The following is a 15,628-nucleotide window of genomic DNA, read 5'->3' as shown; positions in this document are numbered from 1 at the left end:
CTAGGGAGGGTGGGACACGTTAATAAGACACAATATGTCGTCGTTTTGAGTGCAATCCAGTCATTTTGATCTGTTCATCAAGCGTAATGACGAAACCCGTCCCCCGCAGGTTAAGTTATGTAGGGCCTAGACGGGCTGGCCCCGATCGATCTTGCTGCTGAGGATGATCGAAGTAGTGGTCTTTTCCACGCCGTCCACGCTGCCGATCTGGTCCAGCAACTGGTCCAGTTGCTCCGGCGAGTCCGTGCGCAACCAGGCGACATAGTCGAACTCACCGCTGACCGCGCACAGCTGTTGCACCTGGGCCATGGCGCTCAAGCGTCGCAGCACGTCCTTGCCCGAGCGCGGCTGGACCTTGATGCCGACGTAAGCCTGCAAGCCACCGTCAATCACCCGTTGGCCCAGGCGCACGCCATATCCGGTAATCACCTTGGTCTTTTCCAGGCGCGCCAGCCGCGAGGTCACGGTCGTGCGGGCGATACCCAGTTGCCGGGCAAGCATGGCGACGCTTTCTCGGGCGTTGATTTGCAGCGCCGCGATCAGTTGCCGGTCGATTTCGTCGAGGACGGGGGGGCGGGTGTCAGTCAAAGGGGGGCTCCGGCGCAGGCATCGATGGCGAGCATGTTACAGGCTCACGCGCTCGAAATAGCCAATGGCGGGTAACGCCAGTGCGTGCCACGCAAAGGCGAGGTCCGCCTGGGACGACCTGAGCCAGATACCTTCCTGGTAAATCAGTTGTTCAGCGGGCAATTGCAACAGAGCGTCCAGCAAGAACGACTGCACCGAGCCTTGATCCTCGCTGCTTTCGGTTTCCCAATCGTGCTCGAAACACCGTATCTGCACTTGTTCTTCGTCGAAGCTTTCGAACTGAGGCCGATTGCCCAACCATTGCGGATGTATCCGCAGCGTATGCGCTTGGACATCGAGGAACAGCAATTGCCAGCCCCGGTAGCTTCCACACTGTTCTGCCACATCGGTTGCCATACAGGTCAGCGCCAGATAGCGGCCGTTTGGTGACCAGGTCATCGAGGGTGCCAGATCAACCAATGCGCAACCCGAGGCCGTTAGCAGGTGTCCGCCGAGACGGGGTGTACCGGCACGTACCCAGCTGTCGGCGTATTCCGTCTCGCTGCCGAACAGCCAGGCGGCATCCTGATCATTCGGCGCAGGCTGGATGAAATCACCCTCGGCGGTGGCCGCTTGTGGGCGGTCCACCAGGCGCCAAGGCTCGACGGTGCTGAGCTGTGACGCTGTCGGTTGCAACTGCACCGTGTTGTAGAACAGTCGGGATTGTTCGTTTGGACGAAAAAAGGGCGAGTCACTGCCAACCTCCGGCGCGGCGACGTTGAATCGCTGCAATGGGTTGCTTTCCCTATTGTTATCCAGCCGACCTTGAACGACCGCCAGGCTCAGCCGGCTATCGCGAAAGTCGAGTATTCGCTCTATCCACATTGCAGGTCCTTCCAGCAAGCGTTGCTCCTGCAAGTCTGCTACCACCGCGTGGGTAGTAACAGTGGTTGAACCGTCGAAGGGCAGCAGCGCCAGGTAGCGCCCACATTCGGAGACTCGATGATCCAGCAACCAGGTTCCAGGCAAGGACCAGTCGCCGATCCTGCAGCGATAGCCACCCAAGCCTTCGCGATTGTCACCGAGCCAGGTCAGGACAGCGCGCACGTCGCCCTGCAACGGTTGTTGCGTCTCGATACAGGAATCGCCTCGCCGGCCCTTGCTGTCCAGCGGCATCACAATCGCCATGCGGGTCAGCTTGAACTCACCGACCTGCACGCGCCCCTGGGCGTCATGACCGGTCTGGGTTTCGGTATCGCCATGGATACTGTCCAGGCGATAGCCATAACGGCCGGATCCTGGGCGCGGATAGTCGAGGTACGCGCCGATACGCACATGGTCGGCGTCGAGGCCCAGCAGTTCATGCCAGTAGAAGGACGGTTCCGCGGCGCTCTTCACCCAAGGCGAGGGCAGGACGCGCCAGCCGGTGTCGAGCTGCCACAACCAATACTGGTCGCCCTCCGTTTGACTGTCTTGCTCTTGGGCCAGGCACACCAGGGCGCGTTGATCGGTGCTCCATATCAGCGGTGCGTCTGCCGCCATCAGCAGGTCGGACGGTTGCCCGTTGACGCTGACGGTATAGCGCGGCGAAAGCAGGGGATCCAGTGGCTGGGCCAAGTCACGAAAGGTCGAGGGTAATGAGATATCGCCCTGCAGGCATTGCTGGCCATCAGCGGAGCGCCGTTCAAAGGTCTGCTCAGGATGCCAACCGGATTCCAGCCATAGGTCGGCGACAGGCACCAGAGGGGTGACGCTGGCCGTTTGCAGCAGCTCATCGAGGCGGGTTTCGCGAACGCTGTCGTCCACCAATGGACTGTGGCGACCGCGCAATACGTCGAGATCAAACGTGTCCAGCTCCCAGAGCTCGCTATCGGCACAGCGGTACAGCTGGCGCTGCTGACGATCAAGGACCACCAGGCCCCAGCTCTGCCGGGACGGTATTGGCGCAGCAAAATAACGTCCATCGCTGGAGAACACTGCCGAGGAGCCAATGCCTTGCAGGAGCACACCGTCGGGGAACAGATAATCGCAATAGGTGGGGCCGCCCATTGCGATTTCACTGTGGTTGAACACCCGGATCGGCTCGCCTTCCGGGGTCAGCAGCGGCTCGTTGCCTCCCCAGGCACTCGGCCCTTTGGCGCAAACCACGACCAAGCCCAGGCGCCGCTCCCAGGCACTGACGCACGCGAGCCCGCCGATGATGCCGACGATGGCCACCAGGATCCCCCACCACTCGGGCAGGGCCCTGCCCAGGCTGAAGCCCAGGCCGAACACGGCGCCGATCATCAGCCGGGCAACGCCTCGCGCCGTCGATAAAAAGCCGAAACGCGCGGCAAGTCCCATCAGCAGGCCGAAGAACAGCACCACCAATAAAGCCAGCACAGGTGGCAGCAGCGTGACGAAAAAGGCCGGCACCAGCAGGATGCTGAGTTGCCAGAACAGGTCAAGAAACAGTCTAGAGAGGCTGGGGCTGGCGATGATGGGCGTCTCGGTGAGGAAGCGGAGCGGTCTTGGGTGTGAGGATTGTGAACTTCACAGAGTATTACTGCAGGTGAGTAGAGGGACAAGGGCGGGGCAGCGGCTGGTTACCAGAGTTGTTATGGGCATCAAAGTTAAAGCTCAATTCGACAAAAAAACCAGACCCGGATGGGTCTGGTTGTAGGGGCCGCCGGCGTCTAGACAACTTCCTCAATATCGAGTGCTCACGTTCCAGTACGGTGCAAGTAGCGATTAAAAATCGAAGAACACCGTTTCTGATTCACCCTGCACATGAATGTCGAACCGATAAACCAACGTGCCATCCAACGTGGAGCGCCTGGCAATCAGGGATTCGCGACGTGGCGGCTGCTCGATCAGACCCAGGATGGGGTCCACGGCGTTCGCCTCGGCTTCGTCGTCGAAATACAGGCGGGTCTGCAAGTGAATGTTGATCCCGCGAGCAAACAGGGCAACGTTGATATGCGGGGCCATGGGCAAACCTGCGGCGTTTTTCACTGTGCCGGGTTTTACGGTCTTGATTATCCACTCTCCATCATCGGCGGTGGCCGTCCGGCCAAAACAGTTGAAGGACTTTTCCAGATTGTATTCGGTGTCGTAGACGCCTTCTGGATTCGCCTGCCAGAACTCCAGAAACGCATCACGAATCAAATGGCCGTTACCGTCATAAACGTGGCCCATCAGTACGATGTGTTCACCTGGTGCGCCACGCTTGGCCATTTCATTCCAGACTTCCTGTTCTCGCGGCGGATTGCCTGCCGCCTGCAGTGCCAAACCGATATGCACATAAGGGCCGGCCGTTTGCGAAGGGGTTTCAGGCAGAAGTTGAACGGACATTCGCATGCCTCCTCAGCGGTTTTCGAAGTGGGTCTTGCGCTGTCCGCGCAGAACAATATCAAAGCGATAAGCCAGGCAATCCATCGGATTGGCCATGCTCATATCAAGCTTGGCGATCAAACTTTGCACCGCCTCCTGATTCGCGATCGTCTTGACGATCGGGCACATGGGAATGAGCGGATCACCTTCGAAATACAGCTGAGTAATCAAACGTGTGGAAATGGATGGGCCGCTGATGGATACGTGGATGTGGGCCGGTCGCCAGTCATTGGGGCCGTTGCGCCATGGGTAGGGACCCGGTTTGACCGTGCGGAAGCTGTAGTGGCCGTCACGGTCAGTCAGCGCGCGGCCGACCCCGCCGAAATTGGGATCAAGCGGTGCCAGATAACTGTCTTTCTTATGCCGGTAACGGCCACCCGCATTGGCTTGCCACATTTCCACCAACGTATGGGGAATTGGCTTACCGAACTGGTCACAGACCCGGCCCGCGACGATGATGCGTTCGCCGATGGGCAGGCCTCCGTGATTGAAATTGAGCAGCAGATCGTTATCGTGCGGGCCCATTTTCAGGTGGGAAAAATCCGGGCCGCTGGTTTCCGACAAAGACTGGGGAATGCTCACCAGGGCCTGGCGTGGTGAGCGCAGGATCGAAGTCTTGTAGTCAGGTGTCAGGGCTTTGGGGTGCCAATTACGGTCACGAATGACGAAGCGGCTGTCATGCGCATCAGACATGTCGATTTTTCCTATTGTTATGGATCGTCAGAGGCAAGTGCTGCGTTGGCAGCGACTGGTAGCCCAGTTTCCTCTTGCGCGACCTAATCCAAAATTGAAAAAACCGACTTGATCCATAACCGGATGGTTATGGATATTTTCCTTCGAGGTATTCCTTCCCGACTTCGCGAAGGGCCTCCATGCACCACTGCGCCTGGGGTGTGACCGGCAACGCGGGATTTGTGCATAGCCCCACGGAACCGCCTGGTTCGCGCGTCCCTAATTCCAGCTCCACCAATGCGCCTTGTCTCAAGTCCTGCCGGACAGCGTCGAAAGGCGCTACCCAGATGGCCTGGCTGCATTGTACGTAGCGTCGACTCAACGCGACCGACAGGGTTTCCAGGCGCTGGCGTGATGGGGTGATACCGTGCTGCACAAACAGGGCGTCGGCGAATTTACGGATCGTCGTCCCCGCCAATGGAAGTACCCATGGATAGTCTTCGAGGCTCTTTTGCCCCTGTGGATTTGCGAGCACGGGATGGTTGTTACATACCACCAGGGTCATGGATTCGCTGTAGAGGTGTTCGAACGCCAGCCCATGAATCAATGGGCTATCGGTCATTCTGCCTACCACCAGGTCCAGCTCCCCGACGCGCAGTTGCGATAGCAAGTACGCACTGGGGCCGGTCACCACACTGACCACCAGGGCCGGATGTCGAGCATGCAATCGACAGACAACCTCCGGAATCAACAGGCTTTCAACCGTGGAGAGCACGCCAACGCTAAGGACAACAGGCTCGTGGACACCTGAGCGCAAGCTATTGACCCCCTCGCGCAGCGCTTGCACGCTCGGCCCCGCATATCGCAGAAAAGCTACACCGGCTTCCGTCAGCGTCGCCCCTTTCTTGCTTCGCTCGAACAACACGGCAGCCAGCAACGTTTCCAGCTCCTTGAGCGTCTTGGAAAGCGCCGGTTGGCTGATTGCCAATTTGTCTGCCGCACGGGCCAGGCTTCCCTGACGCGCCACTTCGAGAAAACACACCAGATGACGGAATTTGATGCGTGTGTCGATGTTCACTCGGGTCGCTGCCTTCAAAGTACTTGGGATGCGCAGTGTTTGTGCTGCCGGTTGCCGCGCGTGGGCTACTTTTCCAACAGTATCAGCCTTGGTTGTCTGTCTGCTCTGTGCATGACGTCCGGGTGTGCAAAGTCCGCCGTCTCGAAAACACAAAAGCCGCGCAATGCGCGGCTTTCAAGATGGTGGGCCCACACGGACTCGAACCGTGGACCAAAGGATTATGAGTCCTCTGCTCTAACCAACTGAGCTATAGGCCCTCAGTAGGTCGCGGATTATAGCGACGGTTTCTCGGCTGTGCTATCCGAAAAATCCGATACGGTCATACGAAGAAACGTTGCGGCAAACTCTTCGGCACACAGAGGCAGGCTGACGATGTAGCCCTGGATCTGTTCGCAACCTTCCTCGGTCAGGAATTGTTGCTGGGCCAAGGTTTCGACGCCTTCGGCGATGATGGTGAATTGCATGCTGCGGCCCAGGGCGATGATTGCCCGCACGATGGCCGCGTCGTGGGGGTCGTCGGGCAGGCCGCGGACGAAGGACTGATCGATCTTGAGGATGTCCAGTGGCAGGCGCTTGAGGTAGCTCAGGGATGAATAGCCTGTACCGAAGTCGTCAATGGCCAGTTGCACGCCGAGTTTTTTCAGTTGGTGCAGTACCGTCAGGGCTTCTTCGGCCTGGCTCATGATGAAGTTTTCGGTAATTTCCAGTTGCAATAGGCCAGGTTCAAGTTGGTGCTCGCGCAGCAGTTGTTCGATACGCCCCAGTAGGTTGGGTTGGCGCAGCTGGGCTCCGGCCAGGTTGACCGAAAGGGGGCCAAGGCTGTCGTAAGCGTCGTTCCATTCGCACAGTTGCCGGCAGGCGCGCTCCAGTACCCAATCGCCGATTTGCAGAATCATGCCGTTTTCTTCCGCCAGGGGGATGAAATGCTCAGGCGGCACGTCGCCAAACGTGGGATGAGTCCAGCGAATCAGCGCTTCGGCCCCTACCAGTCGGTTGTCGGCAAGGCTGATTTTCGGTTGGAAAGACAGTGACAACTCGTTGCGTTCAATCGCTCGCCGCAGCTCGTGTTCCAGCGCCACGCGCTCGCTGGCCTGGGCGGTGAGGTCGCGGGTGTAGCTTTCCACCCGGTTGCGGCCCTTGGCCTTGGAGCGGTACATCGCCGCGTCGGCATTCTTGACCAGCGTGGCGACGTCGCAGCCATCCTGGGGGTAGAGGCTGGTGCCGATGCTGGCGCTGATGAAAAATTCGTGTTCGCCGGCCTGGAACGGTGCGGCGAAACAGCTCAACAGTTTCTGCGCAATATGCTCGGCATCGCTGGGCTGCTGCAGGCCTGGCAGTAGGATGATGAACTCATCGCCGCCCAGACGCGCCACGGTGTCAATGTCGCGCAACTGTTCGCGCAGGCGCACGGCAATGCCTTTGAGCAGCAGGTCGCCGACCGGGTGCCCGAGGCTGTCGTTGATGTGCTTGAAGCGGTCCAGGTCCAGGAACAGCACCGCCCCCTGGCCGCCATTTTCCTGCTGGCTGTTCAGGGCCGTCAGCAAGCGGCTTTCGAACAGCGTGCGATTCGGCAGGCCGGTGAGCGGGTCGTGGTGAGCCTGGTAGTCGAGCCGGGCCTGGGCGTGCTTGAGGCTGGAGATGTCGGCGAAGACTGCGACGAAATGGGTAATTTGTTGGTCCCGATTGCGCACCGCGCTGATGGTCAGCCAACTGGGGTACAGCTCGCCGTTTTTGCGCCGATTGGAAATCTCCCCCTGCCAATGCCCCTCAGCCGTCAACTGGTGCCACATCGCGGCGTAGAAGGCGCTGTCATGCAGGCCGGAAGCCAATAGCCGTGGCGTATGCCCCAAGGCTTCGGTTTCGCTGTAGCCGGTGATTTCAGTGAAGGCGCGATTCACGGCGCTGATGTGTTGCTGCGTATCGGTGATCAGGACGCCCTCGGCGGTGCTTTCGAACACCGTGGCGGCCTGTTGCAGTTTTTCCTGCATCAGATGACGTTCGGTGATGTCCCGGGCGATGGTCAGCATGCAGTCGTCATTACCGATGGGCAGCGGACGGCTGGACACTTCGCAGAGCCGTATCTGCCCGTCATTGCGGCGGATATGGCAGCTGAAATCCCTCACGAAACCGTCGCGGTTGAGCAGATCGAGCATCTGTTTGCGTTCGTTGAGATTGACCCAGATGCCCAGGTCCAGGGTGGAGCGATCCACCGACAGGGCGCTGTTGAAGCCGGTGATACGGCTGAAGCCTTCGTTGACTTCAATCAGCAGGCCGTCGCTTTGCCGGGACAGCAGCAAGCCGTCGGGGGAGGCGTGGAAGGCCTTGGCGAACTTCTCCTCGGACGTCTGCAATTGCTGCTGGGTTTCCTTGAGCTGGCTGATGTCACGCACCACCACGACCAAGGCGGGCGTCGTGTCGAGGTCGAAGGGTTCGGCGGAGATCAGTCCGGTGAATTCCTGGCCGTTGCTGCGACGAAAGGGCATTTCCAGATTGCGAATGCTCCCGGCCTGCAAACGCTGCAACAGGCTTGGGCCAACGCCCTGGATGCCCCAGATATTCAGTTCGGTCGCGGTCTGGCCCACCACCTCTGCGGCACCCAGGCCAATCTGCTCTTCGAAGGCTTTGTTGACCTCCAGCAGGCAGCCGTCCATCAGGCGCGCTATCACCAGGATGTCCGGGCACTGGCGGAACACCGAGGCGAATTTCTGCTCCGAGAGGCGCAGTGCTTCCTCGGTGCGCTTGGCTTCACTGATGTCGATCATCAGTCCGCGCATCACGGGTTCGTGGCCGTGCTCGATCAGGCTGACAATGTCACGCACCCATAGGCAGCGGCCGTCGGCGGTGATGACGCGATAGTCGATGCAGTGGTCTCGGCCCGCCGCCACTTCATGGTCGCAATAGGTCTGGGCGCGGATCAGGTCGGCTGGATGAATGATGTTGCGCCAGAACCCCGGAATCAGCCAATGGGCAAGGGGATAGCCGAGCAACGCTTCGGCGTGGGGGGAGACGTAGCTGTAGGTGAAATCGCTAACCCTTGCTTCCCAGGCAATCGCCGACAGACTTTCCACCAGCCCACGGTAGTGGTATTCGCTGCTGCGCAGTTCCTGTTCAAGCTCGACTCGCCTGGCGATTTCCGAGCTGAGCCGACGGTTGATGCGAATCACTACTGCGAGCACGCCGATCAAGAGGAGCAGCGCGGGCAGGCCGTAAAGCAGCAAGTCTGACCAGAGTTGGCGGTAATCGTGGACATTGCCGACCCACTTCTCCTGGATTTCGGTGATCTCGGCCGGGCTCATGTCTGCCAGGACCTTGTCCAGGATGCCCACCAGGATCTTGTTGTCCCGAGGGACGCCCATTGCCAGTTGATAGCGATAAGGTGTTTCCCCGCTGACATAAAGGCCGTCGAGCTTGAGCTGGCGCAGGCTCCAGACACTGGAGGCCAGATCGCCCACCACGGCGTCCACTTCATCGGTTGCCAGCGCTTGCAGGGCTGAACTGACATTGGGTAGCGCCACCAGGTTCAGGTCGGGATGGTGGTTGCGCAGCAGTTCGTGGGGTGCATAGTTCTCCACCACGGCGATTTTCAGCCCGTAGAGATCTTTGAGGTTGTGAGGCTGTGCGCCGCCATGATGGGCCAGGATGACGATTGGGAAATCGAGATACGGGCGGGTAAACGCCAGGTAATTCTGCCGTTCGGGGGTGGACATGATGCCCGGCAAAAGGTCGATCTTGCCCTGTGCGGCCTGCTCCAGCACTACAGTCCAACTGACCGGCTCGATGGGGGTGAGCTTGATGGCCAGCCGCTCACGGATGATATCGACGTAATCGGCGGCCAGGCCCTGATAGCGGCCCTGATCGTCACGAAATTCAAACGGTGGCCATGAGGCATCGACACCCAGGCGCAAGTCGGGGTGGTCCTTGAGCCAGCGGAGCTCCTCTTCAGTGAGCGTCAACGCGCCAGCTGTTGCGGTCCAGGTTATTAATGACAGCAAAAGCGCGGCCGTCAGTCTGGGCATCAGTGTCTCATCATGGCTTGGGGAGGATGTTTCGAGTGTAGACGGGCAATAGGGCGGGGGGACAGCACGGGGGGATTTTATCTGTAGATAACAAAACCCCCGGCAGGGCCGGGGGTTTGAGGGTCACTCGTCGAGGAAGGAGCGCAGATGCTCGCTTCGCGTCGGGTGGCGCAATTTGCGCAACGCCTTGGCTTCGATCTGACGAATTCGCTCACGGGTGACATCGAACTGTTTACCAACTTCCTCAAGGGTGTGGTCGGTATTCATGTCGATGCCAAAGCGCATGCGCAGTACCTTGGCTTCACGAGCGGTGAGGCCGGAGAGTACTTCGCGAGTCGCTTCCTTGAGGCTCTCAACGGTGGCGACATCGATCGGAGACTGCATGGTGGAGTCTTCGATGAAGTCACCCAGATGGGAGTCTTCGTCATCACCGATCGGGGTTTCCATGGAGATCGGCTCTTTGGCGATCTTCAGTACCTTGCGGATCTTGTCCTCAGGCATTTCCATGCGTTCGCCCAGCTCTTCCGGAGTCGGTTCACGACCCATTTCCTGCAACATCTGCCGGGAAATACGGTTGAGCTTGTTGATCGTCTCGATCATGTGCACCGGAATACGGATGGTGCGGGCCTGGTCGGCGATCGAGCGAGTGATCGCCTGACGGATCCACCAGGTGGCATAAGTCGAGAACTTGTAGCCGCGACGGTATTCGAACTTATCCACCGCCTTCATCAGGCCGATGTTGCCTTCCTGGATCAGATCGAGGAATTGCAGGCCGCGGTTGGTGTACTTCTTGGCGATAGAGATCACCAGACGCAAGTTCGCTTCAACCATCTCTTTCTTCGCGCGGCGGGCCTTGGCCTCGCCGATCGACATGCGACGGTTGATGTCCTTGATCTCGGCGATGCTCAGGCCGGTTTCGGTTTCCAGTGCGCTCAGTTTCTGCTGGCAACGAATGATGTCCGGTTGCAGGCGACCAATGGCTTCAGCGTATTTGCTTTTGCCTTTGGCCAGTGCATCGGTCCAGCTCTCGTCGACTTCGTGGCCAGGGAACTGACGCAGGAAATCGGCACGCGGCATGCGGGCATCACGCACGCACAGTTGCATGATCGCGCGCTCTTGCTGACGCAGGCGATCCAGGGCGCTACGAACACGCTCCACCAAGCCTTCGAACTGCTTGGGCACCAGCTTGATTGGCATGAACAGCTCGGCCAGTGCCAACAGCTCGGCAATCGCCTGCTTGTTGTTGCGACCGTGCTTTTTCAGCGCCTTGCGGGTGATTTCCATCTGGTCGGCCACAGCACCGAAACGCTGTGCAGCGATGACCGGGTCCGGACCGCTTTCGGCTTCTTCCTCGTCGTCGCTGGCTTCGGCGTCGTCGTCATCGGTGTCGTCGTCGGCCTTGACGGCTTTCGCATCGATCGGCGGCGGCACTTCGGCGGCAGGCGGCGCAATGCCGTCGTCCGGGTCGATGTAACCGCTCAGGACGTCGGACAGGCGGCCACCTTCGGTGGTGACGCGGGTGTACTCGGAGAGAATATGGTCAACCGTGCCAGGGAAGTGCGCGATTGCGCCCATCACTTCACGGATGCCTTCTTCAATACGCTTGGCGATTTCGATTTCGCCTTCGCGTGTGAGGAGCTCTACCGTACCCATTTCACGCATGTACATGCGCACGGGGTCGGTGGTGCGACCAATGTCGGTCTCGACCGCTGCCAACGCTGCGGCCGCTTCTTCAGCGGCCGCCTCGTCGGTATCGGCGTCGGCCAGCATAAGGGCATCCTTATCTGGAGCAACCTCGAATACGTTGATCCCCATGTCGTTGATCATGCGGATGATGTCTTCCACCTGTTCCGGATCTGAAATATCCTCCGGCAGGTGGTCGTTGACCTCCGCGTAAGTCAGGTAGCCCTGCTCACGACCCAATAGGATCAACTCTTTGATACGAGACTGCTGTTGCGCTTTTCCGGACATAACACCCTATCCACTGAAGGTCTTGGCGGGCAAAAAACAAGCCGAGGATTATACCTGAGCTGTGACCTCACGCGCCAGTTGAGGTCGGGTTTGATGCGCAAACATTGCGGCTGAGTAAGTCGCGCAATTGGTTTTTCTCTTCGCTGGTCAACTCGCTCTGGCGAGCTTTTCGCAGAAGTTGTTCCAGATTTCGCTCGCGTTGGCGGGCGGACAAGCTAGTAATGGTGTCGAAAAACTGTTGTTCAAGGTTGTCTCCTTCAATCAGCCATTCCTTCTCGGCCAGGGCCTTCAACAGGCGTCCCTGCTCGGTGCCGTGCCAGCGCGCGATCAACTGGAAGGAGTTTAGCTTGGGGTTCTTCTGCACGGCTTCAAGGAGTGCGACCAGCAATTGCGTATTGCTGTGGTCCTCGGCGGCGAAGTGCCCGGCGTCCTCGACTTTTCCAGCCAGTTGCGGGTGATGCAGTAAAGTGCGCAGGGCGGCCAGTGTTGGTGGTTCGACGGCGGCCGGCACGCGCGGGGCACGTGGCTGGTCACGATCGCCGCGCTTGCCGTTCTTGTCCCAGGGTTTTTTGTCCCATTTCTTGCCGCCGCTGCCGGGTTTTTTCGGCGTCCATTCCTGCTGCGGCGCATAGTCCTGCTGGGGTTGATGATAGTCGGCGAAATCTGGCATCGCGTCGTAGTCGATGCCCGGGTCGTAAGCCGGCGGCGCCTCTTGGGGGGCGCTGTGGACCAATTGATTGACCGCTTCGCTGTTCAGGCCGGTGATTTCGCTCAGGCGCTGGCGCATCAATGTGCGCAGGTTGGCACCGGGTACCTTGTCGATCAGCGGTGCCGCGAGGGTGGCCATGTGGGCCTTGCCCTCGAGGGAGCGCGGATCGGCTTCTTCGGTCAACTGCTGGAAAAAATAATCGGCCAACGGTTGCGCATGCTGGTTGATCCGCGCACGGAACGCATCGGTGCCCTCGGAACGCACCAGGGTGTCCGGGTCTTCGCCCTCGGGCAGGAACAGAAAGCGTGCCCTGCGCCCATCCTGCAGGCACGGCAAGGTGGCTTCCAGTGCGCGCCAGGCGGCATTGCGGCCGGCCTGGTCGCCGTCAAAGCAAAACAATACGTTGGGCACCACGCGGAACAGGCGCTTCATGTGTTCTTCGCTGGTGGCCGTGCCCAGGGTCGCGACGGCGTTGCGCAGCCCTTGCTGGGCCAGGGCGATAACGTCCATGTAGCCTTCGACGACAATGATTTCGTCGAGGTTGCGGTTGTTTTTGCGCGCCTCGTACAGGCCGTAGAGTTCCTGGCCTTTATGAAATACCGGGGTCTCCGGGGAGTTCAGGTACTTGGGCTTGTCGTCGCCCAGTACCCGGCCACCAAAGGCAATGATTCGCCCGCGGGTGTCGCGGATCGGGAACATCACCCGGTCGCGGAAGCGGTCGTAGCGTTTGCCGGTTTCGGCATTCTCGACCAGCAGGCCAGCGTCGATCATGGCGCGTTGCTGCAGCGTGTCGCTGCTTAGATGCTTATAGAGATTGTCCCAGCCGGGCGGGGCGAAGCCGAGACCGAAGTCCCGGGCGATTTCGCCGGTCAGGCCACGGCCCTTGAGGTAGTCCACCGCCGCTTTGCGTGCCGGATGGCTTTTGAGGGCCTGGCGATAAAAGTCGGCCGCCGCAGTCAATAGCGGATAGAGCGGCGAGTCGGTTGGTTGACGCGGTTTGTGCTGTCGACCGCTTTCCTCGCGGGGAATTTCCATGCCGGCGGCTTTGGCCAGTTCTTCGACGGCCTGGGGGAAGTCCAGGTTGTCGTGGTCCATGATGAAGCCGAGGGCGTTGCCGCCAGCGCCACAGCCGAAACAGTAGTAGAACTGTTTGTCGGGGCTGACGCTGAAGGAGGGGGTTTTCTCTTTGTGAAACGGGCAGCAGGCGGTGTAGTTCTTGCCCGCTTTCTTCATTTGCAGGCGAGAGCTGACCACGTCGACGATGTCGGTGCGGTTCAGGAGGTCGTCAATAAAGCTCTGGGGAATCAGCCCGGCCATGGCGTTCTCATCATCACTGCGCGAAATATGGACCCGAAATCAGCAGGCGTAACCGACTCTGGGTCTTGAGGCACGGTAAAACGGTGGCTCGACCGGGTCGTCTGCATCATCGCTGTCGGGAAGTGTATCTGCCGATAATCCACTGACGTTAATAACTATCAGTATTCGACTGTTTGAATGTGTTGCGCTGAGTCCGGTAACGGCCGGTCAGGCCTCGGATAGCTCATAAAGCGGGCACGCAAGCAGGTGCCTTGGGCTGATCGTCGTTAGAGGAATCAGGGGTGTGCTCGTCAGTAGCCTTGGAAGGCTCGTCAGAAGAGACGTGCACCGCTGGCAAAAGAGCCAGGTCTGACGTGGTGAAGCAGGTTGTCTCGGTCGCGTCTGCGGCTTTGACGGTGAAGCATCAAGCGTTATTCCGCAAATGCCATAAGCCCGGCTTGAAGGCCGGGCTTGGCAGAAGCTTGCTACGGACGTCTGTGTATTAGTACAGACGTACGGCGCGGCGCTGTTCGCGCTGAACTTTCTTGGCGTGACGCTTAACAGCGGCTGCTGCTTTACGCTTACGCTCGGAAGTCGGCTTCTCGTAGAATTCGCGGCTACGAACTTCAGCCAGAACACCGGCTTTTTCGCAGGAGCGCTTGAAACGACGCAGAGCTACGTCGAAGGGTTCGTTCTCTTTTACTTTGACGGCTGGCATCCAGAGCTACCTTCATTCATTACCGGGGTCAACATCCTCGCGGCAAAAGAGCACTTGAAGACGTCGGTTTTTAAGGGTTGCGGATGTTAACCCCTCATCGCTCGGAATGCAAAGCCTCTGATCGAAAACCGCTGGTCGGGGCACAACGCGGCGACTATTATGCGCGCCTTCGAATTCAGCCTCTACAAGGCGCAAACCCATGCTAGTACTGGGATTAGAAACCTCCTGCGACGAAACCGGCGTTGCACTTTACGACAGTGAGCGCGGTCTTCTGGCCGATGCGCTGTTTAGCCAGATCGATCTGCATCGCGCCTACGGTGGCGTGGTGCCCGAGCTTGCCTCCCGCGATCACGTCAAGCGTATGCTGCCCTTGATCCGCCAGGTCCTGGCCGAGGCCGGCAGTGTGCCGACAGAGATCGATGCCATCGCCTACACTGCGGGTCCGGGGCTGGTGGGGGCGCTGCTGGTAGGCGCTTCCTGCGCCCAGGCGCTGGCCTTTGCCTGGGACATCCCGGCCCTTGGCGTGCATCACATGGAAGGCCACTTGCTGGCGCCCATGCTGGAGCCACAACCACCGCAATTTCCGTTCGTCGCTTTGTTGGTGTCTGGCGGCCATACGCAGTTGGTTCGGGTCGATGGAATCGGTCAATACGAGCTCCTGGGCGAAACCCTTGACGATGCCGCCGGTGAAGCTTTCGACAAAACCGCGAAAATGATGGGCCTCAATTATCCTGGCGGACCGGAAATCGCGCGGCTTGCAGCTCAAGGTGTTGAAGGGCGTTTCGTGTTTCCGCGTCCGATGTGCGACCGGCCGGGTCTTGATTTCAGTTTCAGCGGCCTGAAAACCTTTGCCCTGAACACTTGGCAGCGATGTGTAAGCGCCGGGGACGACAGTGAGCAAGCCCGTTGCGACATCTCGCTGGCGTTCCAACAGGCCGTGGTGGAGACTTTGACCATCAAGTGCAAGCGTGCCCTGAAGCAGGCCGGTCTCAAGCGCCTGGTGATCGCGGGTGGCGTGAGTGCGAACAAGGCCTTGCGGGTATCGCTGGAGAAAATGCTCGGCGACATGAAGGGCGACGTTTACTACGCTCGGCCGGAGTTCTGTACCGATAACGGCGCGATGATTGCTTTTGCCGGCTGTCAGCGCCTGCAGGCTGGCCAGCATGAAAGCCTGGCGATCAGCGTGCAGGCGCGCTGGCCCATGGAGCAGTTGTCGCCGCTGTGAAGCG

General features: G+C 59.5%; 10 protein-coding genes and 1 tRNA gene. 1 reads left to right on the top strand and 10 read right to left on the bottom strand.

Annotated elements, in window-relative coordinates; all coding sequences use genetic code 11:
- Positions 1-126 precede the first annotated feature (126 nt).
- The 10 genes from ACWNZ1_RS23460 to rpsU all read right to left on the bottom strand — a co-directional run bounded on the left by ACWNZ1_RS23460 (position 127) and on the right by rpsU (position 14,399).
- The gene (locus ACWNZ1_RS23460; RefSeq protein WP_018607342.1) at positions 127-588 is read right to left on the bottom strand and encodes an Lrp/AsnC family transcriptional regulator; all 462 of its coding nucleotides are present in this window, start codon (positions 586-588) and stop codon (positions 127-129) included.
- Positions 589-624: 36 nt separating this feature from the next.
- The gene (locus ACWNZ1_RS23455) at positions 625-2,982 is read right to left on the bottom strand and encodes a hypothetical protein (protein ID WP_280944499.1); all 2,358 of its coding nucleotides are present in this window, start codon (positions 2,980-2,982) and stop codon (positions 625-627) included.
- Positions 2,983-3,297: 315 nt separating this feature from the next.
- Positions 3,298-3,900 carry a protocatechuate 3,4-dioxygenase subunit alpha gene (gene pcaG / locus ACWNZ1_RS23450; protein WP_135847479.1) on the bottom strand — a complete coding sequence of 201 codons (603 nt, stop codon included), beginning with the start codon at positions 3,898-3,900 and terminating at the stop codon, positions 3,298-3,300.
- Positions 3,901-3,912: 12 nt separating this feature from the next.
- Complete coding sequence (gene pcaH, locus ACWNZ1_RS23445) at positions 3,913-4,632, bottom strand: protocatechuate 3,4-dioxygenase subunit beta (RefSeq protein WP_135847478.1); 720 nt, start codon at positions 4,630-4,632, stop codon at positions 3,913-3,915.
- 127 nt (positions 4,633-4,759) lie between these two features.
- Entirely contained in the window at positions 4,760-5,689 is a 930-nt protein-coding gene (gene pcaQ, locus ACWNZ1_RS23440; protein ID WP_256453850.1) for a pca operon transcription factor PcaQ, read from the bottom strand.
- A gap of 180 nt (positions 5,690-5,869) precedes the next feature.
- Positions 5,870-5,946 (bottom strand) — tRNA-Ile (locus ACWNZ1_RS23435).
- 15 nt (positions 5,947-5,961) lie between these two features.
- Complete coding sequence (locus tag ACWNZ1_RS23430; RefSeq protein WP_135847476.1) at positions 5,962-9,705, bottom strand: bifunctional diguanylate cyclase/phosphodiesterase; 3,744 nt, start codon at positions 9,703-9,705, stop codon at positions 5,962-5,964.
- A 123-nt stretch (positions 9,706-9,828) separates the two neighbouring features.
- Complete coding sequence (gene rpoD / locus ACWNZ1_RS23425) at positions 9,829-11,676, bottom strand: RNA polymerase sigma factor RpoD (RefSeq protein WP_135847475.1); 1,848 nt, start codon at positions 11,674-11,676, stop codon at positions 9,829-9,831.
- Positions 11,677-11,743: 67 nt separating this feature from the next.
- Positions 11,744-13,702, bottom strand: a complete 1,959-nt coding sequence (dnaG, locus tag ACWNZ1_RS23420) for a DNA primase (protein WP_135847474.1) — start codon at positions 13,700-13,702, stop codon at positions 11,744-11,746.
- 481 nt (positions 13,703-14,183) lie between these two features.
- The gene (gene rpsU / locus ACWNZ1_RS23415; RefSeq protein WP_002551877.1) at positions 14,184-14,399 is read right to left on the bottom strand and encodes a 30S ribosomal protein S21; all 216 of its coding nucleotides are present in this window, start codon (positions 14,397-14,399) and stop codon (positions 14,184-14,186) included.
- 199 nt (positions 14,400-14,598) lie between these two features.
- On the opposite strand from rpsU, the gene tsaD reads away from it, so the two are divergent.
- A complete protein-coding gene (tsaD, locus tag ACWNZ1_RS23410) occupies positions 14,599-15,624 on the top strand; it encodes a tRNA (adenosine(37)-N6)-threonylcarbamoyltransferase complex transferase subunit TsaD (RefSeq protein ID WP_256453849.1) in 1,026 nt (341 codons plus the stop codon).
- Positions 15,625-15,628: the final 4 nt, after the last annotated feature.

This window comes from Pseudomonas sp. CFBP 5748 (assembly GCF_053850495.1).
This window is presented reverse-complemented; position numbering and strand designations above follow the sequence as displayed.

Bases quoted from the DNA above. Each gene is read 5' to 3' on its own strand.
- pcaG (WP_135847479.1), bottom strand. From the start codon at position 3,900: ATGTCCGTTCAACTTCTGCCTGAAACCCCTTCGCAAACGGCCGGCCCT.
- ACWNZ1_RS23430 (WP_135847476.1), bottom strand. From the start codon at position 9,705: ATGCCCAGACTGACGGCCGCGCTTTTGCTGTCATTAATAACCTGGACC.
- rpoD (WP_135847475.1), bottom strand. From the start codon at position 11,676: ATGTCCGGAAAAGCGCAACAGCAGTCTCGTATCAAAGAGTTGATCCTA.
- dnaG (WP_135847474.1), bottom strand. From the start codon at position 13,702: ATGGCCGGGCTGATTCCCCAGAGCTTTATTGACGACCTCCTGAACCGC.
- tsaD (WP_256453849.1), top strand. From the start codon at position 14,599: ATGCTAGTACTGGGATTAGAAACCTCCTGCGACGAAACCGGCGTTGCA.
- rpsU (WP_002551877.1), bottom strand. From the start codon at position 14,399: ATGCCAGCCGTCAAAGTAAAAGAGAACGAACCCTTCGACGTAGCTCTG.
- pcaH (WP_135847478.1), bottom strand. From the start codon at position 4,632: ATGTCTGATGCGCATGACAGCCGCTTCGTCATTCGTGACCGTAATTGG.